14 protein-coding genes are annotated in these 20675 nt (G+C 46.9%); 8 read left to right on the forward strand and 6 right to left on the reverse strand.

Annotation, left to right across the window (positions count from 1 at the left end; all coding sequences use genetic code 11):
- Window positions 1-33: 33 nt before the first annotated feature.
- A complete protein-coding gene (gene mutL, locus AC5ZC7_RS29130) occupies window positions 34-1938 on the forward strand; it encodes a DNA mismatch repair endonuclease MutL (RefSeq protein ID WP_496160928.1) in 1905 nt (634 codons plus the stop codon).
- A gap of 142 nt (window positions 1939-2080) precedes the next feature.
- On the opposite strand, the gene AC5ZC7_RS29135 is transcribed toward mutL, so the two are convergent.
- Window positions 2081-3553, reverse strand: a complete 1473-nt coding sequence (locus AC5ZC7_RS29135) for an FGGY family carbohydrate kinase (RefSeq protein ID WP_496160929.1) — start codon at window positions 3551-3553, stop codon at window positions 2081-2083.
- Between the two features lie 82 nt (window positions 3554-3635).
- Between AC5ZC7_RS29135 and AC5ZC7_RS29140 the strand changes: the two genes are divergently transcribed.
- Genes AC5ZC7_RS29140 through AC5ZC7_RS29150 form a run of 3 tightly spaced genes read left to right on the forward strand, consistent with a single transcriptional unit; the run spans window position 3636 to window position 7582 of the window.
- Window positions 3636-5375, forward strand: coding sequence for a GMC oxidoreductase (locus AC5ZC7_RS29140; RefSeq protein WP_496160930.1), 1740 nt, complete (start codon window positions 3636-3638; stop codon window positions 5373-5375).
- Between the two features lie 17 nt (window positions 5376-5392).
- Window positions 5393-6085 carry a gluconate 2-dehydrogenase subunit 3 family protein gene (locus AC5ZC7_RS29145; RefSeq protein WP_496160931.1) on the forward strand — a complete coding sequence of 231 codons (693 nt, stop codon included), beginning with the start codon at window positions 5393-5395 and terminating at the stop codon, window positions 6083-6085.
- 48 nt (window positions 6086-6133) lie between these two features.
- Window positions 6134-7582, forward strand: a complete 1449-nt coding sequence (locus AC5ZC7_RS29150) for a Gfo/Idh/MocA family oxidoreductase (RefSeq protein WP_496160932.1) — start codon at window positions 6134-6136, stop codon at window positions 7580-7582.
- A 75-nt stretch (window positions 7583-7657) separates the two neighbouring features.
- Here AC5ZC7_RS29150 and AC5ZC7_RS29155 read toward each other — a convergent pair whose 3' ends face one another.
- Together AC5ZC7_RS29155 and AC5ZC7_RS29160 are read right to left on the reverse strand one after the other, a co-directional pair.
- Window positions 7658-9421, reverse strand: a complete 1764-nt coding sequence (locus tag AC5ZC7_RS29155) for a RagB/SusD family nutrient uptake outer membrane protein (RefSeq protein WP_496160933.1) — start codon at window positions 9419-9421, stop codon at window positions 7658-7660.
- Window positions 9422-9431: 10 nt separating this feature from the next.
- Window positions 9432-12503 (reverse strand): SusC/RagA family TonB-linked outer membrane protein, encoded by a 3072-nt coding sequence (locus AC5ZC7_RS29160; protein WP_496160934.1) that lies wholly within the window; start codon window positions 12501-12503, stop codon window positions 9432-9434.
- Window positions 12504-13206: 703 nt separating this feature from the next.
- Between AC5ZC7_RS29160 and AC5ZC7_RS29165 the strand changes: the two genes are divergently transcribed.
- On the forward strand, window positions 13207-14604 hold the full coding sequence (locus tag AC5ZC7_RS29165; RefSeq protein WP_496160935.1) for a carboxypeptidase-like regulatory domain-containing protein: 1398 nt from the start codon (window positions 13207-13209) through the stop codon (window positions 14602-14604).
- 103 nt (window positions 14605-14707) lie between these two features.
- Window positions 14708-15361 (forward strand): hypothetical protein, encoded by a 654-nt coding sequence (locus AC5ZC7_RS29170; protein ID WP_496160936.1) that lies wholly within the window; start codon window positions 14708-14710, stop codon window positions 15359-15361.
- On the opposite strand, the gene AC5ZC7_RS29175 is transcribed toward AC5ZC7_RS29170, so the two are convergent.
- The 3 genes from AC5ZC7_RS29175 to AC5ZC7_RS29185 form a co-directional block, all read right to left on the reverse strand.
- Window positions 15358-16650 carry a D-alanyl-D-alanine carboxypeptidase gene (locus AC5ZC7_RS29175; protein WP_496160937.1) on the reverse strand — a complete coding sequence of 431 codons (1293 nt, stop codon included), beginning with the start codon at window positions 16648-16650 and terminating at the stop codon, window positions 15358-15360. The genes AC5ZC7_RS29170 and AC5ZC7_RS29175 overlap by 4 nt on opposite strands.
- Window positions 16651-16758: 108 nt before the next feature.
- Window positions 16759-18090, reverse strand: coding sequence for a Gfo/Idh/MocA family oxidoreductase (locus AC5ZC7_RS29180; RefSeq protein WP_496160938.1), 1332 nt, complete (start codon window positions 18088-18090; stop codon window positions 16759-16761).
- 35 nt (window positions 18091-18125) lie between these two features.
- Window positions 18126-19091 carry an SUMF1/EgtB/PvdO family nonheme iron enzyme gene (locus AC5ZC7_RS29185; RefSeq protein WP_496160939.1) on the reverse strand — a complete coding sequence of 322 codons (966 nt, stop codon included), beginning with the start codon at window positions 19089-19091 and terminating at the stop codon, window positions 18126-18128.
- Between the two features lie 179 nt (window positions 19092-19270).
- Between AC5ZC7_RS29185 and AC5ZC7_RS29190 the strand changes: the two genes are divergently transcribed.
- Entirely contained in the window at window positions 19271-20203 is a 933-nt protein-coding gene (locus tag AC5ZC7_RS29190; protein ID WP_496160940.1) for a TIM barrel protein, read from the forward strand.
- A 111-nt stretch (window positions 20204-20314) separates the two neighbouring features.
- The gene (locus AC5ZC7_RS29195) at window positions 20315-20665 is read left to right on the forward strand and encodes a phage holin family protein (RefSeq protein WP_496160941.1); all 351 of its coding nucleotides are present in this window, start codon (window positions 20315-20317) and stop codon (window positions 20663-20665) included.
- Window positions 20666-20675 lie beyond the last annotated feature (10 nt).

Genomic DNA, 20675 nt, shown 5'->3' on the forward strand with positions numbered 1-20675 from the left:
GAAATTGTTAACTTTACCGCAAAAGGCTAGTAAGTGGCGGATATCATCAATTTATTACCAGACAATATAGCGAACCAGATAGCTGCAGGAGAAGTGATACAAAGACCGGCATCAGCGGTAAAGGAATTACTGGAAAATGCAGTGGATGCAGGCGCTACCGAGATTCAGCTGATCATAAAAGATGCCGGCAAAGAGTTAGTGCAGGTAATTGATAATGGCGGCGGTATGAGCGAAACGGATGCCCGGATGTGCTTTGAACGCCATGCTACCTCAAAAATACAATCCATCGACGATCTCTTCCAGATCACCACTATGGGATTCAGGGGTGAAGCCCTGGCCTCCATCGCGGCCGTAGCCCAGGTTGAACTTAAAACCCGGAAAAAAGGCGCAGCAGTAGGTACCTACGTGGAAATCGATAATAGCTTCGTGAAAAAGCAGGAACCCTGCCAAACAGCAGAAGGAACCAGCATTGCCATGAAAAACCTGTTCTTCAATGTGCCCGCCCGCAGAAACTTTCTCAAAAGTAACGCGGCAGAAATGAGACATATTGTTGACGAGTTCATCCGTGTGGCCATGTCTTTCCCACAACTCCAATTTTCACTCACCAGCAATAATCAACAGCTGTTCCACCTGGAAAAAGGATCGCTTAAACAGCGTATCGTAGCCATCCTGGGACAACACTATAACGCCCGCCTCGTTAGCGTAAAGGAAACTACCGACTACATGAATGTGTACGGATTTGTAGGAAAACCTGAAACCGCTAAAAAAACCCGCGGCGATCAATTCTTCTTCGTCAATAACCGCTTCATCAAAAGTTCTTACCTGAACCATGCAGTCATGAACGCCTTCGCCGATATCATACCGGCAGACGGATTCCCCCTGTATGTGCTGTTTATTGACGTAAATCCCGAGCATGTCGACATCAACGTACATCCCACCAAACAGGAGATTAAGTTCGATGACGAAAAACTCATGTATGCCTTCGTACAGTCTGCCGTGAAACACTCCCTGGCCCAGTTTAGCATTACCGCTACCCTGGACTTCGACCTGGACCCCAGTATCCAGGCGCTCGATGCCGTGAGTAAACCATTTACTGCCCAGCAACAAAACGAGTCGACACAAAGCCCCCTGTATAAATCCTTTACACAGGCCAACCAGGCACACATGATCGACAAAAGCAGCAACAGCAGCAACCTCCGGCACTGGAAAGACTTATACGAAACCAACACCAGTAACAACGACAACTATAGCAACAGTTCCTATACTACCGAACCCGAACCGGAAACACGCCCGGCTGTTACCTACGAAAGTCAGCCACACGCCACTGCTTCCGTAATCGATGAACGCTGGCAGGATACTGCCACCGATCAGAAAGTACCGGTACAGATTCAACAACAGTATATTTTGTCCCAGATAAAATCGGGCTTTATATTAATAGACCAACAGGCCGCCCATGAAAGAATCCTGTATGAGCGCTACCAACGCGCTTTACTCGAAGCTCCCATGGCCACCCAGCAAAGCCTTTTCCCACAAACCCTGCAACTCCCTCCGGCAGATGCAGCCCTGGTAAGTGAAATGCTCGGCGATCTGCAAACCCTGGGATACGACCTGGAGCCATTTGGTAATAATACCTTCATTATCCGTGGTACCCCCGCAGATATCCAAAACGGTAATAACCAGGCTACTATCGAAAACCTGCTGGAACAATTCAAAAACTTCAGCCACGAGTTGAAAGTAAATACCCGGGAACAGCTGATCCGCTCTATGGCCCGTAACAATGCCATCCCTGCCGGAAAAATACTGGCCGCCCGTGAAATGCAAAATATCATCGATGAACTGTTTGCCTGCAGCATGCCGAATGTGGCGCCAGGCGGCAAATTCACCTTCATATCATTCAAACTCACTGACCTGGCGCGTATGTTCGAACGCGGCAACTAAGCGGGATATTTGTCTTGGAACAGGATTAGACTGATTAGACTGATTTTTGTTTTTATGATTTTAAGAAGAAGAGGGAAGATATGGGCGATTATCCGCTTTTATCTTCCCTCTTCTTTTTAAAACAAAAATCAGTCTAATCAGTCTAATCCTGTTCCAGACAACCTTCCAGTTGTTTATATAATAACAGGAAGCGCCGGTATTTTCGTTGATATCCCTCCCACTTTTGCAGATCGGGCTTAAATACCATGTCCGCTGTGGCTTTGCCCTGATCTGGTTCCGGCCACCCTAAGGCACGGGCAGCAAGTATAATCGCGCCCAGCGCAGAAGCATCACTTTCCTGCTGCAGGTGCATTTCCTGCCCAAAAATGTCTGCCATCAGCTGAATCCAACCAGGGGAGCTGGTAAACCCACCACTCACAGAGATTTTGCGTACGGGCCCGGCTGTTTCCGACAACGCTGTTTTGATGCTGTATAAGGCAAAACAAATCCCCTCCAACACCGCACGCGTAAAATGCGCCGCCGTATGCTGAGGCTGTATCCCAATGAAAGCGGCACTGGCATGGCTGTTCCATATCGGCGCCCGCTCGCCCAACAAGTATGGCAAACATAACAACGGTCCGGCATCAACAGCTAAGGCATCATTCACCAGTTCATTCAAATCGCTCAATGGCCTTTGCAGGAAATCCCGCAACAGCCATTGTAATACCACACCGCCGTTGTTGGTGGCTCCGCCGGTAATATAGGTATCGTCTGTAAGCAGATAGGTAAAAAGGCGGGCCTGTGCATCTGTGAGGGCCTGTTGCCCAGCCATCCTTACGGCGCCACTGGTGCCTATGGTGAGGGTGGCATGGCCTTCATCCATGGCGCCGCTGCCCAATTGTGCCAAACAGCCATCGCTGCCCCCGATGATGAACGGCGTGTCAGCCGGAATGCCTAATTCGTGGGCGATAGCAGCCCGTAGCCCTTTGATCAAATGGCCGGCAGGTACCGGAACCGGCAGCCGATCTGCCGTAATGCCCGCTGCGGCTAATGCCGGCGCACTCCACTGCAGGGTGTGAATATCAAATAAGCCGGTAGCGGAAGCAATGGAATGGTCTGTGATGTAGGTTTGGAAGAAGTGGTGAAAAACATATTCCTTAATGCCCACAAATAATGCCGCCTCCGAAAACACTGCCGGGTCCTGCTCCTGCAGCCACCTGATTTTGCATAATGGCGACATGGCATGTATCGGTGTACCTGTTTGCCGGTATATCAGCTGGCCTTCCGGAGTGTTGCGCAACGCCAATCCCTGGGGCTCACTCCGGTTATCGGCCCAGATAATGAGGGGCGTCAATGGTGTACCGGCATCGTTTACCGCCAACAGGCTATGCATGGCGCTACTAAAAGAAATAGCAGCGGGTGGTACCCCTACTTTAACCACTACGGCGCGAATACCTGCTTTTACGGCGGCCAGGATTTCCTCCGGGTCCTGCTCACTATACCCGGGCTGCGGGTGTTGGGTAGTATAGGCCTGCTGAAAAACAGCCAAAATATCTCCGTTCATTCCCCGCACAATCGATTTTGCACTGCTGGTGCCGATATCAACGCCAATAATATACGCTCTATGATCACTCATATAAAAAACCTTCCTTTTTCCGCATTTAATTTATAGATTTAAAACCGGTGTTTCTTCTAAAAAGTCTAAAATATCCACGCAAATGGCTTTCGAAATCAAAAAACAGGGGAAGGTTTATGATGTTTGTATTGTTGGTTCCGGTGCCGGCGGCGGCATGGCAGCAAAGATGTTGTCTGACGCAGGCCTGAAAGTAGCGCTACTGGAAGCTGGTCCAAAGTACGATCCGGCTGATCCCGAGCAGGCCACTCAGTTAAAATGGTCGTATGAATCGCCCAGGAGAGGCGCAAGTACTACCCGCCCATTCGGCGACTTTGACGCTGCCTATGGCGGATGGGAAATTAACGGTGAACCTTACACGAAAAAGAATGGTACCGAATTCGACTGGTTCCGTTCCCGCATGTTAGGGGGCCGAACCAACCACTGGGGACGTATTTCACTACGCTTCGGACCCCGCGACTTTAAACACCGGAGCTATGATGGCCTCGGCGACGACTGGCCAATCAGCTATGAAGAAGTAGCACCTTTTTACGACCGCGTTGATAAAATGATTGGCGTATTTGGCTCCAAAGAAAACCTGCCCAACGAACCGGACGGTTTCTTCCTCCCTCCTCCCAAACCCAGGCTCCATGAGCTGATGATAAAAAAAGCGGGCGACCGTTTAGGCATCCCCGTTATTCCGGCACGACTGTCTATTTTAACCCGTTCCGTTAATAAAGACCGAAGCCCCTGCTTCTACTGCAGCCAGTGTAACCGCGGCTGTACCGTGTATGGCGACTTCTCCGCCTCTTCTGTACTGGTAAAACCAGCCATGAAAAGCGGGCATGTAGATTTGTATACCAACGCCATGGTACGGGAAGTAATGACAGACAACAGCGGCAAAGCCACGGGAGTAGCCTATATAGACAAAACAGACATGCAGGAATATTCTGTGAATGCCCGCGTAGTGGTATTGGCAGCCAGCGCCTGTGAATCTGCCAGGTTGCTCCTCAACTCTAAATCGGCCAAACACCCGAATGGACTGGCTAACTCCAGCGGCGTGGTGGGTAAATACTTACACGATTCTACCGGTTCGTCCAGGGGCGGCTTTTTGCCACAACTGATGGACCGTAAACGCTATAACGAAGATGGTGTAGGCGGCATGCATCTGTATATCCCCTGGTGGGGCGACAACAAAAAACTGGACTTCGCACGTGGCTACCATATTGAATTTGGCGGAGGCATGCACATGCCCTCCTACGGCTATGGATTCGGCATGGAGCACCTGAACGGAAAATATCCCGGACGTGATGGCAAAGCAAAAGCCGCCGGCGGATACGGTGCCTCCCTGAAAGATGATTACCGTCGCTTTTATGGCGCCCAGATTGGCTTTGCAGGCAGAGGCGAATGTATTGCACGGGAAGATAACTACTGCGAAATAGATCCGAATGTAGTAGATAAGTTTGGTATCCCGGTACTCCGCTTTAACTACACCTGGAGTGATCATGAAATCAAACAGGCCAAACACATGCAGGATACCTTTGAGCAGATCATTCATGAAATGGGTGGAGTTGCCAACGGCACTAAGCCCGGCGCAGATACCAAATACGGCCTGGAAAATCCCGGACGTATCATTCACGAAGTAGGTACCACCCGTATGGGCGATGATCCGGGCAAGTCCGTGTTGAATAAATTCAACCAGGCACACGAAGTGAAAAACCTCTTCGTTGTAGATGGCGGCGCATTCGTATCACAGGCAGATAAAAATCCGACCTGGACTATATTGGCGCTGTCTATGCGGGCATCTGAATATATTGTAGACCAATTGAAAAAACAGAATCTCTAATCATTTAAGTTTTTTTCATGGATAGAAGAGAATCACTTCGGGCCATTGCACTGGGCACTTTATCAGTAGGAACCCTCTTATCTGCCACAGGTTGTGAGGAGAAGAAGGGAACAGATGGCAAAAAAGAGGAAGTTGCCAAAACACCCGGCTATGGCCGTACACCAGACGAAGTAAAACGGGATCAAGCCTTGATGGCAGATAATTTCTTCACTCCGGAAGAAATGAAAACCATTACCATCCTGGCAGATATCATCATTCCGGCAGATGAGCATTCTGGTAGTGCTTCGGATGCCAAAGTACCTGAATTCATTGCTTTTATTGTAAAAGATATGCCGGAACACCAACTGCCTATGCGGGGCGGTTTACGCTGGCTGGATGTACAATGTGCCAAACGATACAATAAATCATTTGCAGATTGCAGTGAGCAACAACGGATAGAAATCGTTGACCTGATTGCCTATCCGGAAAAAGCAAGCCCGGAAAACAGCCAGGGCGTTGCGTTCTTTAACCGGATGCGTAATCTTACGGCCACGGGATTTTTTACCAGTAAAATGGGTATGAAAGACCTGAACTATGTTGGCAATACCCCCAACGAATGGGATGGTGTGCCGGCAGATGTGCTGAAGCAATATGGTTATGCCTACGATGAAAAAACATTGGCTACCTGCCTCAAAATTGAAGACAGGGGTAAGCTGATGACCTGGGACTAACGACTAAAATTGCTATTTCATAACTTAAATCCAGAAAACTTCACATCAATGATTCCAGAAAAAAAGAATGAGGGGGAAAACAATGTCTCCCGCAGATCATTCCTGAGAAACGGTGCGCTTGCAGCCGCCGGTTTCATGATAGTTCCACGTCATGTATTAGGCCGGGGCTATGTAGCGCCCAGCGATCGCCTGCGTGTAGCGGGTATCGGTGTTGGCGGTAAAGGCTTCAGCGATATATCTGAATTTGCTAAAGGTCCGGCTGATATTACTTTCCTCTGTGATGTTGACACCCGTCGCGCCGCCGAAGCAGTAAAGAAATTCCCTAAAGCGAAGTTCTATACCGACTTCAGGGAAATGTTTGACAAGGAACACAAAAACTTCGATGCCGTATCTGTATCCACGCCAGACCACACCCACGCGGTGGCTGCCATGGGTGCCATGCAGCTGAAGAAAGACGTATACGTTCAGAAGCCGTTAACACACGACATCTACGAAGCGCGTATGCTTACACAGGGCGCCAACAAATACAAGGTAGTGAGCCAAATGGGTAACCAGGGCTCCTCCGGCGATGGTGTTCGTCAGCTGATGGAATGGTACAACGCCGGTTTAATTGGCGATGTACACACTGTTTACTGCTGGACAGATCGTCCGGTATGGCCACAGGGCGTTCCCTGGCCTACTACCCGCCAGGATGTTCCTAAAGAACTGAACTGGGACCTGTGGTTAGGTACCGCACCTAAAAAAGATTATGTAGATAACCTGGTGCCTTTCAACTGGCGTGGCTGGTGGGATTATGGTACCGGCGCTATTGGCGATATGGGCTGCCATATCATTGAACCACCCTTCCGTGTACTGGGCCTGGGCTATCCTACTTCTGTAGAATGTAGCGTAGGTAGCGTATACGTAGGAGAATTCAACCGTGGCTACTTCCCTGAAAGCTGCCCTCCTTCTTCCCATGTTATCATGAAATTCCCTGGTAAAAACGGCAAGGAAGTAACCCTGCACTGGATGGATGGCGGTATTCAGCCAGAACGTCCGGCAGAACTGGGACCTAATGAAGTAATGGGTGATGGCGGTAATGGCGCCATATTCATTGGTGATAAAGGTAAAATGATGTGTGGTACTTATGGTATGTATCCAAAACTGTTGCCTACCACCCGCACAGACAGCGTTCCACAAACTATTGCACGCGTGCCGGAAGGTCACTACGTACAGTGGGTAAATGCTGCTATTGCCGGTTACGGCAGCCAGCAGCAAAAATCACTGAGCTCTCCATTCGACATAGCAGGACCACTCACAGAAAGTATCCTGATGGCGAACCTGGCAATACGTAGCTTCGATATCCGTAAAGCCAAAGCCAATGGCAAAGGATTTGACTATCCCGGCCGTTATATCAAGTTGCTTTGGGATGGTGCTAATATGAAGATCACCAACTTCGATGAAGCTAACCAGTTCGTGAAACGTACTTACCGCGATGGCTGGTCTCTCGGTGTTTAACTTTTATTGACGTACAGCAAAAAATAAAAATGCAGCGGAAGAGCTCTCCGCTGCATTTCTTTTTATATCCACAGATTATTGATAATCTTTTTGTTGTTCCAGGTTGGCGTTCTTCCTGATTTCACTGGCAGGAATCGGCAACAGATAGTTCTTCTGTTTTATAAATGCACGTGCCTGTATATCAATCACCCGGTAGGTAAATGGATGTCCTGCTATTTGTGACCCTAATACCTCTATGCCTTTGGCATCTTCATTAAAGGCCACAGGTGCAACGTCATACCAGCGGCGGGCGTCGAAAAAGCGGTGTTCTTCAAATGCCAGCTCATAACGGCGCTCATATTTCAATGCTTCTTTCAGCGCATTACCGGTAGCATTAATTAACGGCATACCAGCTCTGGCCCTGATTTGATTAAGCACCCGTTGTCCTTCAGCCTCCTGGCCCAGCCAGATGCATGCTTCGGCATAATTCAACAACACTTCTGCATAACGGAAAAAGATCCAGTTCTGATCTCCCCGGAAGAACTGTGCATCCAGGTTTTTATCCATAAACTTGCGGAGATAGTAACCGGAAAAAGTACCGTTCCAGTTTTCAATCGTACTGTTGCGGGTATCCAATCCCCAAACACTGTCCCTTCCATTGAGCGCCTCATATTTCCCGGTCTGAATAATCCCGACGGGATCTATTTTGGCGCCATCAGCAGGACGGGGTTTCCATTTTGCACCATCATACAGAATAGTAGCGTAAAAGCGTGGATCACGATCTTTATACGGCGCCTTAGCCTGTGCCTGATTAGCCCAGGAAAAATTGCTGCCATCTTTCATCTGGTAGCCAGATACAAAGTTTTCGATGGGTACATTTCCTCCCCAGTTATGGTAACCATTAGGACCATTATACAGGTCATGTGAGGTGCCTAACAGTGCTTTATCATACTGCTTTACAAAAATCAACTCCGGGTTATCTTTATCCAGGAAAATACGGGAATAGTTTTCTGCAGCGGAATCAGTGGGATGGTAAAGACTATACATTTGCCGCCCGTTCAAATTCATCACAGAATCTGCGGCATCTTTTGCTGCCTTTAACAACACGGCTTGTTGCCCTGTGCCGGTGTATCCCATCAACTCGTTGGGTGCATGTCCGTTAAACAAATCACTGCCAGCAAACAGCAATATTCTTGACTTTAAAGCGTAAGCCGCGGCTCTTGTGAGCCGTCCTTTACTGGTGGGCGCCTCATAATTCAATGGCAGTTGTTTGGCGGCGCTGTCACATTCTGCGGCAATGAAATCAATACAGGCTTTGAATGTAGCTCGCTTGATATTCAGGATTTCCTGCTCATTTCCTTTGATGCTAAATGTTTTGGTAATCAAAGGAACACCTCCGTAAAACCTCACCAACATATGATAATACCAGGCACGCATAAAGTGTACTTCACCTTTCATGCGTGTGCGCTGACTCTCATCTGTAAAGGGTACGGAATCTACTTTTTCCAGGAACATGTTGCAATTCCTTATCTCTTTATAATGTGCATCCCATCTGGCAAATTCATCTAATCTGCCTATATCATCCGCAGAAGCATTGCCCTGTACCACACGTGAGGTGTTGTAGTCGTGGATAAAACGACTTTCATCTGACATAGAAGAAAGCATTACCTCATTAAATCCGGGGCGCATCTGCACATAAAGATCATTTACAAATGCCTGCACCAATCCCACATCTTTCCACACGTCAGATTCCTCATATTCATTGAGTGGCTTTTTTTCCAGGAAGTCTTTATTACAACTGATAGCCGCAGTGCATAACAGTACGGCTGCTGCTATATATTTAATTGTTACTTTTTTCATGACTCATTAATTAAAAGGTGACATTTAATCCCACATTGTAAATCTTTGTTTGAGGGTAGTATTGGCCGCTTCCGCTGGGCGCTTCCGGATCAAAGATTTTCACTTTGTCGATGGTCAGCAGGTTCTGGCCACTTACATATACCCGTAGATTTTGTAACCCAATACGTTTGCAAACTTTACCCGGAATATTATATCCAAGATCCAGTGTTTTTAAACGTGCATAGTCTGTATTCCAGTACCAGAAAGTATTCTGTCGATTTACCCAGTACTCACGGTCACGGTCGTACGCTCTTGGCCAGGAGGCATTGGGGTTGTCTTCTGTCCAGCGATCTTTTACAAAAGCCATTGGGAAGTTGCCGATCAATCCGGACTCTGTGCGCAGGTATTGGCTGGCGCCGGTAGCACCTTGCCATAACATAGTAAAGTCAAAGTTTTTGAATTTCGCGGTAAAGGTTAAACCAAAGATCCAGGTAGGATTTTCCGTACGATCCAGCCGTACACGGTCCAGGTCATCAATCACATCATCCTTGTCGTTGATGTTGGCGAAAATCACGTCACCAGGTCTTGCGCCACTCAGGTGGGGCGTATTTTTCACCTGGTCTGCATCCTTATAAATACCGATGGCTTTATAATACAGTGGCGCACCTATTTGCTTACCGGTAGACTGTTGCCAGGCTGGCACTCCCGGTGTTTCATCCCAATAGAGGATTTTGTTTTTCGCGTGTGTAATGGTACCGATTACTTCATAATGGAATTTTTTGATATCATTTTTATGAGAGATGACCATCTCGAAGCCTTTGTTTTCTACCCGGCCAATATTCTCCTGTGGTAAAGTCATACCGGTATATCCCGGCATGGATAAGCTGCGGCTAACAAGGATATTGGAACGACGGGTTAAAAAATAATCTCCTTCAAAGGCCAACTTGTCGCCCAGTATTTTGGCTTCCAGTCCTACGTCATAGTTATTCGCCACTTCCCAGGTAATGGCGCTATTGGGAGAGCGCAGCTGGTAAATACCTTTATTCAGGTCGCCTCCAAACATCACACCACCACCGCTAAAACCGTAGGTGCTGAGGTATTGGAAAGGATCAATCTGGTCGTTACCCATCTGGCCCCAGGAAGCACGGAGCTTAAAGTAGTCCAGTGTGCGGATACTTTTTTTCCAGAAGCCTTCGTTCGACAGTACCCAACCGGCAGAAGCACCTGGGAACAAGCCCATACGCCGTCCTTCGGGGAAGTTTTGAGAACCATCGTACCGCATGTTATAATCAAACAGGTAGGTTTCTTTATAGTTATAAGAAATACGTCCGAAATAATTGCGGCGGGCATATTCAAATCCGCTACCACTGTTATTTTTCTCTTTATCGGCGCCCAGGCTCAACTGGTCCAGTTTATCACTGATGAAATATTTACGGTTGGCAGAAAAGGCGTCATTCTTCAGGGTGGCCTGTTCAAACGCGATAAAGCTGCTCAGGTTATGTTTACCAAAAGAGCGAACATAATTCACTTTGAAGTTCACGGTAGTTTGACGTAGCGTACCATACTGCTCTGACAATTCAGGTGCACTCACGCCCCTGGAAGCCGCGTTCAGCTTATGGGTTGGGTCATTTACATCTGCCAGGGTATACAAGGTCCATGGCTTAATATAAGATTTATAGAAGTCGAAATTCTGGTCATAGGCAAAGCTTCCATCTACAAATAATCCTTCTACCCATGGGATATTCACTACGGCCGACATGTTGGTATTGATCACATAATTTTTATCATTCGTGTATCCGATAGCGTTAGTACCTGTTACCACGGGGTTATCACCGTATTCAATATCCGGACCGGGTAAGCCATTGGGCCAGATAGCGTTTTCAGTGGGGCGTCCGCGCATCAGGGAACGGAAAATGGACCCGGCACTGCGTGGAGGAAAGTTCCTGTTTTCCAGTCGGCCGGCCAGGTCGAACCGCAACCGGATGTAATCATTTACCACCGCATCGAGGTTGGCTCTTACGTTTTGTTGTTTGTAATTGGTAGCACTGTTTTTATAGATCCCATCCTGGAATAAGGAGCCCAGGGAAACGAAGTACGACATTCTATCCGTACCTCCGCTGAGTGATAAATCGTGCCTGTTTTGCAGTGAATACTTTTTGATGGCAGCATCATACCAGTTTGTATTGGGATAGAGCCATGGATCGGAACCATCTCCAAATTTCTTGATTTGTTCATCTGAATATTTGGGGGCATCGCCACCATACTTCAAAATTTCGTTCACCACTTTTGCGTAAGTAGGCGCATCCGCCATTTTTGGCAGCCTGGTAGGCGTTACGAATGATTGGTTAAAACCATAGCTCAGCGTGGGTTTACCGCCCTTACCGCGTTTGGTGGTTACCAGGATAACGCCGTTAGCTGCGCGGGAACCATAAATAGCCGCAGCCGCATCTTTCAGGATAGATACGCTTTCAATGTCGTTGGGATTCATTCGCTCAAAACCATCTCTGGGAAATCCATCAATTACTACCAATGGATTACTGTTACCCAGCGTGCTTCTACCGCGAATAAAAATGCGCGAGCCATCATAACCAGGCTCACCGCTGTTATTCACAGCAATGATGCCAGGGATGCGCCCTACCAGTGAATTGGAGATATTCACATTTGGCGATTGCTGCAACTCTGCTCCTTTTACAGAAGACACGGCACCGGTTTTGGTAACTTTCTTTTGTGTACCATAACCAACTACCACATATTCATCCAGGGTTTTCTGATTTTCTTTCAACACCAGGTTAATACTGGTTTTTCCTTCCACCTTAACTTCCTGTGCATCAAAACCAATGTACTGAAATACGAGGATCGCATCTTTTTTTACATCGTTCAGTGCATAGTTGCCTTTTTCGTCTGTGGTGGCGCCTTTCTTCGTGTCTTTCACCAATACGGTAACCCCGGGCAACGGGTTTCCATTGATGTCTTTCACCTTACCTTTTACGGTAAGATTTCCTTGCTGCCATACGCTGGGTATGGGCATACGTGCATTAACGGCACGGGTGGTAGTTGCTAACAGGCATAGCAATAGCATAGCCTTAGCATAACGTGGATTCATGCGACAAGTGATTTAGAGTGATGAAAATGTAGGTTGTTACTTAGTTCTTATACAACTAAATGGTAAAGCATATGTGTGATTTTGGTCATCAAATTTTGGTTTATTACGATGGTTTCTCATGCCGCTGGCGGCAATCGCGCTACAATGTTGTTTTTTTGTTTTTAATGTTGAAACCTGGGTTTGCTGCGATGGTTCTTCCTGCCCCTAAGGGCAATCGCGCGCTACCAGTGATGTTTGTTATGTGATGTTCAAATTTTGGTTTAATACGGGTTTTACTACTGCTACAAGGCTACTCGCGTCACAAGTGAAAAATATTTTTGCGTACAACGTGGATTATTATTCCGATAAATGGGTAATCATCTGTCTGTAAGTTATCTCTAAAAGCGTTAATTATTTTCTAAAAATAAATGTACTTTTTACAATTGTTCGAAATTTTCAAGTCTGTGAGAACAAGCCCAGCCATTTTTATGATCTGATGATAAGAAAGTAACTTTTTTGCCCGCCGTCCGTTTAGGGTATACGTATGAATAAGAAGGCTTTATCGTTACCCGTCTCTGATAAATACCTCCTTCTTCCGTAGACAATACTTTTTATTGCCATTTATCGGTGAACAATTGCTGTAGTAAAGGCTGTAGCACTAAAACAAAAAACCGGGGGCGGGAAAAGATTCCTATTTATCAACTTTTCAAATATTCAGACTTTTATGTTTAAGAAAAAGTTATGCTTGTTTATTCTTCCTGTAAGCATATTCATGGCCTGTAACAAGAGCTCCAATTTTAATTTCCCGGATCCGAATGCCAACAATCCTATACAGTCACCTATCCCGGATAAGAAAGTAAGTAGCGCCATCCAGGGTATTATATTAGATGAAACCAATAAGCCGGTAACCGGTGCTACCGTAAAATGCGGAGAACTCACCGCTACTACCGACGCCAACGGTAGTTTCCTGTTTGCCAAAGTGAATGTAAATGAAGTAGCTGCTGTTGTTTCTGCACAAAAAACAGGTTATTTCACGGGTGTTCGCACCTTTCGTATAGCTACCCCGGATAAATTACAGTTTGTACGGATGCAATTATTACCTAAAAAATCAGTGGGCGTTTTTGAAGCGGCCACCGGTGGCACTGTCACCGTTTCCAATACGCAGTTTACTTTTGTAGCCCAACAAGTGCTGGGCGCCGATAATAAGCCATATTCCGGCAAGGTAGCGTTGTGCTACGCCCCTGTTAACCCCGAGCGTCCTGACTTTGCAGACATCATGCCTGGCGATTTGCGTGCTATCAACAAAAACAATGCATTAACGGCTATCCAGTCGTTCGGGATGATGGCGCTGGAGCTCCAAAGTGAAAGTGGAGAAAAACTGCACCTGGATACCAGCAAATCCGTTGCCTTTAAAATGGCTATTCCTGCCACCCTCAGAAACCTGGCGCCTGATGCAGTACCCCTCTGGCATTTCGAAGACAGCTCCCGCGTATGGCGAGAAGATGGCAGTGCCACCAAAGCAGGCGATAGCTATACCGGCACCTTAAAGTATTTTACTACCTGGACACCGGCCATTTCTTTTAACACCGTGAACTTCCGCTTAACCCTGCAGGATGCCAATGGCACGCCATTGTCTAACGTATCCCTTGGTTTCAAAGGTGGTATCGGCCACTACTCTTACGGATACACCAATGAAAATGGCGTATTTGCGGGTCATATTTCGAGAAATGAAGCGCTTACCCTGATGGTATCCAACGGCTGTAACACCATTATTGAGTCCCGTATTGTAGGTCCCTTCCAGGATAGCACCAACCTGGGTGTGCTGAGATTAAATCCGTTGACGGAACGCTATATGCACTTCAGCGGCCTGGTAACCAACTGCAGCAAGGCGCCGGTAAAAAATGGCGCTGTATTTATTACCGTGGATGGCGTAGCATATCGCAGCCCTCTCACCGACGGTAAATACGCTATTGGCATTATCCGGTGTACTACCAACGCGACTACTGCTTATTTCAAAGCAATAGACACGGATACCAATAAATCAGTACCCAGCGACATGGCGGTAATACCTAAAGATTATATTAAGGATCTGTTGGCCTGTGATTTAACTTCAGCCGAATAATCCTGCTCAGCTAATTAAAAGCCATTAGCTTCACCTGCTAATGGCTTTTTTTGCATAAATTTATACCCATCAGCGTTATAGAGATATCAAAGCATCTAGTGTTATGAAAAACCATTACTTTCTCATCGCTATCCTTGCCATCGCATCCCTGCTGGTTTCCTGTAGTAAGGAAATGAGCCGGGAAGATAATAACACCCCACCAGTGAGCAATTGTGACTACGCACCCTATACAAAAGGTTCCTCTTTTTCTTACATGAATGTAAATAGTGCTAAAGACACCATCCGGTATACGTTCACCGTTTCTGGTGATACAACGATTAATGGCAACGTGTATAAAATTGTGGGCAACGACAGCGTTTTTACCTGCTCCAACTGTAAAGACGGGATTTATACCCAGGTAGCCAGTATCCTTACTTTTCAGGGATATAGTGCAGATGACCTGCGGCTCACTTACCTGAAAGACAATGCACCCGCCGGCACCACCTGGAAAGATACCATCACCGTAAGCAATGGCGGCGCCACCAGCTCCGGCATCCTGGAATATACCATTACCCAAAAAGGTATTACTAAAACCGTAAATGGTAAGGACTATGCAGAGGTGATCGCTGTAAGAATGGACGCCTATGCTATTATACTTAACAACCCTGTTTCCGTAGGCACTATCTCCACCAGTTATTACGGGCGTGGTGTTGGTCTGATAGAAGCTGACCAGTTAAGCGATACCACCACTATTCTTGGCTATACATTGCTGCCTTAGTTTTCCTTCCACACCATAGTGAGTAACCGCTCTACCGCCCTCCTCACACTCGTGGCCGATTCGTGATGATTATTCACCAGCACACTAAACACCAGCTGCTTATTTTTCTTCGTTACCAGGTAGCCACTCAACGTAACCACCCCGTTGATAGTGCCGGTTTTAGCATGTACAAATTGTGGCTGATAGTAGTTTTTCAATGTGCCTTTTCCGCCAGTAGGCAAGATCTCCCATAGCCGTTCCCTGGGGAACTGTTGTTGCATCAATTGCAGCACCCCCACAAAATCCGCCGGGGTAAACAGGTTGTACCTGGAAAGCCCGGAACCATCCTTCCATTGCGGAGAATCTGGCAATCCTTTCAGGTCGTGCGTCAACAGGTAGTCGATCATCCGTTCGGTGCTGATGGTATCCCATAGCAGAGACGATGCCATCATGAGGGTTTGTTCCGCATAAAAGTTATCGCTGCGGTGCATCATCGGGATAAAGAGTGAATCAACGGGTATGCTGCGGAGGATATTGAATTTCGCGTTAGGTGGTATAACGGCCAACCCTACACGCTTATGCAAAGTGTCTTCCAGCCGTTGGCGTAAATCATTTACAGACCCGGTAATGAAGGGCACTTCTGCATCGATCGTTTCCTTGCTGCGGGGATTATATTTCAGGAAGAAGAAATTATTGCGTTCGTCCCTGGTGGTAATAGCTTCGGAGAGGGTATCATCTGCTGTGATTTCCAGGTCATAAGTAGCCGGCACAATGGTGTTACTGTCGCCATGGTGGCGGATGCGCACCACGTCACCATACATCGGCCATTCGTTAAGCTCTGGTTGGTAATCATCTGCATAATCATTCCAGGCCCATCCTGAACCATAACGCTGGTTTGCATTAACACCTGGTACCAGGTAAATCTTTTTATTGGTTTGTTGTAAGAGCTGCAACAATGGCTGGTAGCTAAATTCCGGATGAAGGAAGGAAGGGTCGCCCATTCCTTTTACAAACAGGGCGGTATCATTTTCATAATAGCGGGCAGCAGGCAAGGAGTCGCCCAACAGCTTCATCCCTGCGTACAGGGAAAATATTTTCATGTTAGATGCTGGCGTAAAAAATTTATGGTCCTGGTATTGGTACCAATATTTTCCGGTGGCTGGTTCATAGATACAAATCCCAACATGGGCCTGCTCCATGGGTGTGCGATGTAACAATTCCGATTCCGCCCATTTCTTTATAGCCGCCACCTGTGCCGTGATGGTGGTCCATAAAAACAGGGATGTTATCAACAGGAGCATTCTTTTCATAGCAGGAAATTACGAATTGTACCTTACGAAATCAGGGATTTGTGAAAAGATCTGATGACAAATCTTTCCGCAAATCCCTGATCCGCAATGTTAATGGTTTACTTTTTCTCAGGTAAAATATTTGGTGATACCTGGTTTCGCATAAGCATAATTGCCAGATGCGTCCGGCATTACTGGCGGCTGCGCATCAAATGAATATGTTTTAGGATGCAGATCCAGACCGGAGTTCAACGCCACATTCCAATCGATGTTCTGACCGGAATAGGTAGCCAGTCGGCCTATGATAGCGCTCAGCGTAGCCTGGGCACCTCTTTCTGCATCGGCAAATTTGTATTCTCCTTTCGCGATGGCGGCAAACAGTTCATCATGCTCTGTTTGATAAGGGTTGTTTTCTTTTTTCTTATCAAACTGGTACAACACTTTTCCTTTGTGATCCACAATTTGCGCTTTATCACAGAAGATACGGCCTTTAGTTCCCACTATTTCCTCATCTACTTTGCTGGGCGCATCTTTCCAGTGACGGCACTGGCTGTTCATTACCACACCATTTGCATAACGATATTCAACATAGTGGTGGTCATAAATTTCACCGTATTCTTTACCGGTACGTACCGCGCGACCGCCCATACCACCTGCTGTCACTGGTGTTTCACCCATAAACCAGTTACCCACATCAATATTGTGGATATGTTGCTCTACGATATGATCACCGCACAGCCAGTTGAAGTAGTACCAGTTGCGCATTTGGTATTCCATTTCGGTATACTCTGGTTTACGGGGTTTTACCCACAACGCGCCCTGGTTCCACCACACCTGTGCAGACAGCATATCGCCGATGATACCATCTTTATAGCGTTTGTACAGTTCGCGGTAAGAGTTTTGATAGCGGCGTTGTAAGCCTACTACCACGTTCAGCTTTTTAGTTTTAGCCACTGCTGCAGCTTCCAGCACTTTTTTAATACCAGCTGGATCTGTTGCTACCGGCTTTTCCATAAACACGTGCTTACCCTGACGAATGGCTTCTTCAAAGTGAAACGGTCTGAAACCCGGAGGGGTAGCCAGTATTACTACATCTGCCAGTGCAATGGCTTGTTTGTATGCATCGAAACCAATGAATTTATTGCTTTCCGGAACGTTTACGCGGCTGGCTTTATCGCCCAATGCTTCTTTAATGTTAGCGTAGCTATCGGCCAGTCTGTCGGGGAATGCATCTGCCATAGCTACCAGTTGCACATTTTCTTTAGTACTCAGGGCCTGTGTAGCGGCGCCGGTACCGCGACCACCACAACCAATCAGTGCAATTTTAATGACATCAGTAGATCCGGAGAAAAAGTTTGCTTTAGACAAAATAGGCATCGCCAGCAATCCTCCCGCAAGCAAAGAGGTTTGCTTTACGAAGTCGCGGCGGCCCTCACCGTGGAATTTCTTTTCGTTGTCCATAAATGATTTTTTAGATTTTAGGATGTTGAGTTTTTCTAGCGTGCACCTTTATATTTCGCGATCATGTCTTCAAAAAACTGTTCTGCTTCTGCGGCTGTTGGTTGTTTGGCGGGACGCACTATCCTAAATCCAACAAAAGGAGCGTCGGCGTTCCACCAGGCGCTTTTAGGAATCTGTGGATCGCGGCGGTTCCAAACGGGATCTGATTTCAAACGGGCTGCGCTACGCAATAGCGGTGCTTCATCCTGGAAGCTACCACCTTTCAGAAGTCGCGGCGTTTTAGCGGTGGGAACCGTCCACGGGTTTTGTGGCTGGGCACTGGCTACTCCATTCTCTTCGTATTGGTCCATGGTCCATTCTTCCACATTGCCAAGCATATCGTACAATCCCCAGGCATTGGGTTTCAGCTGAGCCACTTTATGATATTTCTGTTCGCTGTTGTCTTTGTACCAGGCGTACTCTTTTAATTGACCTGCATCTCCGCCGAAAGGATAGGCGGTAGCTGATCCGGCTCTACAAGCATATTCCCATTCCGCCGCAGTAGGCAGGCGATAGAATACGCCGGTTTTGATGTACAGCCATTTGCAATACATCAGGGCGCCATACTGGCTCATACTGTTGGCAGGAAAGCCACCAGCTTTACCCATTCCCAAGGTAAGATCAATGTATGGTGGGCTGGGACGGGTCATCCCATCCGGCACCGGTGTTTTATCTTTTTCCGCGTCGGAATAAACGTCGTATTCGTCGAAAGTCACTTCTGTAGCGCCTATCCAAAAGTCAGACACCTGTACTTCTTTAGCAGGCCCTTCATCGTTTTTTCTACCCTTTTCACTGTCGGGGCTACCCAGTTTAAAATTTCCGCCCTTAATGGCCACCATCTTGAAACGGACATCTGTGCCGGGAATTTGCTGGCTATAAGTTTCGAACGCCTGGCTTGTTTGCGCTACTACTACCTGACTGAGTAGGCCACTCAGCAGTAAGGCCACATACGGTTTAGTCATCTAACGTGATTGAAAAATATAAAGTGGGTGAATTTAAAAAAAAGCAATTTGGAAAGCAATATTTTTTGATGAATGCGAATAAAGGCTGATGAATTGAAAATTTTTCATGAATATTAGCATTTCCTTGCAAAACCTATTAAATTTAGCTCTTGTCATTACCTATAATCAATTCTAACGTTATGGAAAGAAGAAAATTCCTGCAAAACGGCACACTGGCCGGCATTTCAGCACTGACCCTGGGTAGCATTGGTAATACCGCACAAGCCGCTGCAGGCAGCAGCAACAACGAGGCAAAAGGAAAGCCCTTTAACCTGAACTACGGACCGCATGATGGCATGTTTAAAAACAACGCCGGCGAAAACTTCCTCGACCAGATAAAATACGCATATGATCAGGGCTTCCGCTCTATCGAAGATAATGGTATGTTAGGACGCCCGGCAGCAGAACAATCCAAAATAGGCGACCTGCTGAATAAGCTGGGGATGCAAATGGGCGTGTTTGTAGTAGATACCGGCAACAACTGGAAAACTTCACTGACTACTGGTAAACAAGAATTTAAAGATGCGTTTATCAAAACCTGTAAAGACAGTGTAGAAACCGCTAAACGCTGCAATGCCAAATGGGCAACCGTTGTGCCGGGATTCTTTGACCGTAACCTTCCAATGGGCATTCAAACGGCGAATGTAGTAGACGCACTGCGCGCAGGTGCAGAGATATTTGAACCACATGGCTTGGTGATGGTGCTGGAGCCACTGAGCGATACGCCCGAACTATTTCTCCGTACTGCAGAACAAAGCTTTGAAATATGTAAAGCAGTAAAGAGTCCTTCCTGCAAAATTTTATACGATATCTACCACATGCAACGCAATGTGGGTAACCTGATTCCTGTACTGGATATGTGCTGGGACGAAATTGCCTATATACAAATCGGCGACAACCCGGGCCGCCAGGAGCCTGGCACCGGCGAAATCAACTATAAAAATATCTTCAGGCATCTTCATAAAAAAGGATACAAAGGAGTACTGGGCATGGAACATGGCACTTCCGGAAAAGGTAAAGACGGAGAGGCCGCACTGATTAAAGCTTATAGGGAAGCAGATAGCTTTCTGTAAATTATATGCTCTTTTACAGGGTGCAGAAAAGCAGCAGTTGCTTGCTTTTTCTGCACCCTTGTAATTCCGGTAATTCTTTTTTCGTTATCTTAACTAGTAAAACAATCTGCTATGGGTTTTCTGATCCGCATACTAGTTAGTGCCTTAGCTGCCATGTTAACCGCTTATCTGCTGAAACCAGCAGTAAAAGTAGACGACTTCATTACCGCCCTGATCCTGGCGTTGGTATTAGCCTTGTTAAATGCCCTGGTAAAGCCATTACTTATTGTGCTTACCTTCCCGGTTACTATTGTTACACTGGGTTTGTTCCTTTTTGTTATTAATGCATTGATTATTCTGCTGGCGGCAAAGCTGGTACCAGGCTTCAAAGTAGATGGCTTCTGGTGGGCATTGTTGTTCAGTATTATCATGACCATCATCAATAGTGTGATGCTCAACATTGCAGGCAATAACAACGATTAAGTCTTTACCT

Source organism: Chitinophaga sp. 9-1-y (assembly GCF_059511905.2).

Bases quoted from the DNA above. Each gene is read 5' to 3' on its own strand.
- AC5ZC7_RS29135 (WP_496160929.1), bottom strand. From the start codon at position 3,553: ATGAGTGATCATAGAGCGTATATTATTGGCGTTGATATCGGCACCAGC.
- AC5ZC7_RS29160 (WP_496160934.1), bottom strand. From the start codon at position 12,503: ATGAATCCACGTTATGCTAAGGCTATGCTATTGCTATGCCTGTTAGCA.
- AC5ZC7_RS29190 (WP_496160940.1), top strand. From the start codon at position 19,271: ATGGAAAGAAGAAAATTCCTGCAAAACGGCACACTGGCCGGCATTTCA.
- AC5ZC7_RS29140 (WP_496160930.1), top strand. From the start codon at position 3,636: ATGGCTTTCGAAATCAAAAAACAGGGGAAGGTTTATGATGTTTGTATT.
- AC5ZC7_RS29145 (WP_496160931.1), top strand. From the start codon at position 5,393: ATGGATAGAAGAGAATCACTTCGGGCCATTGCACTGGGCACTTTATCA.
- AC5ZC7_RS29175 (WP_496160937.1), bottom strand. From the start codon at position 16,650: ATGAAAAGAATGCTCCTGTTGATAACATCCCTGTTTTTATGGACCACC.
- AC5ZC7_RS29185 (WP_496160939.1), bottom strand. From the start codon at position 19,091: ATGACTAAACCGTATGTGGCCTTACTGCTGAGTGGCCTACTCAGTCAG.
- AC5ZC7_RS29195 (WP_496160941.1), top strand. From the start codon at position 20,315: ATGGGTTTTCTGATCCGCATACTAGTTAGTGCCTTAGCTGCCATGTTA.
- AC5ZC7_RS29150 (WP_496160932.1), top strand. From the start codon at position 6,134: ATGATTCCAGAAAAAAAGAATGAGGGGGAAAACAATGTCTCCCGCAGA.
- AC5ZC7_RS29180 (WP_496160938.1), bottom strand. From the start codon at position 18,090: ATGGACAACGAAAAGAAATTCCACGGTGAGGGCCGCCGCGACTTCGTA.
- AC5ZC7_RS29165 (WP_496160935.1), top strand. From the start codon at position 13,207: ATGTTTAAGAAAAAGTTATGCTTGTTTATTCTTCCTGTAAGCATATTC.
- AC5ZC7_RS29155 (WP_496160933.1), bottom strand. From the start codon at position 9,421: ATGAAAAAAGTAACAATTAAATATATAGCAGCAGCCGTACTGTTATGC.
- AC5ZC7_RS29170 (WP_496160936.1), top strand. From the start codon at position 14,708: ATGAAAAACCATTACTTTCTCATCGCTATCCTTGCCATCGCATCCCTG.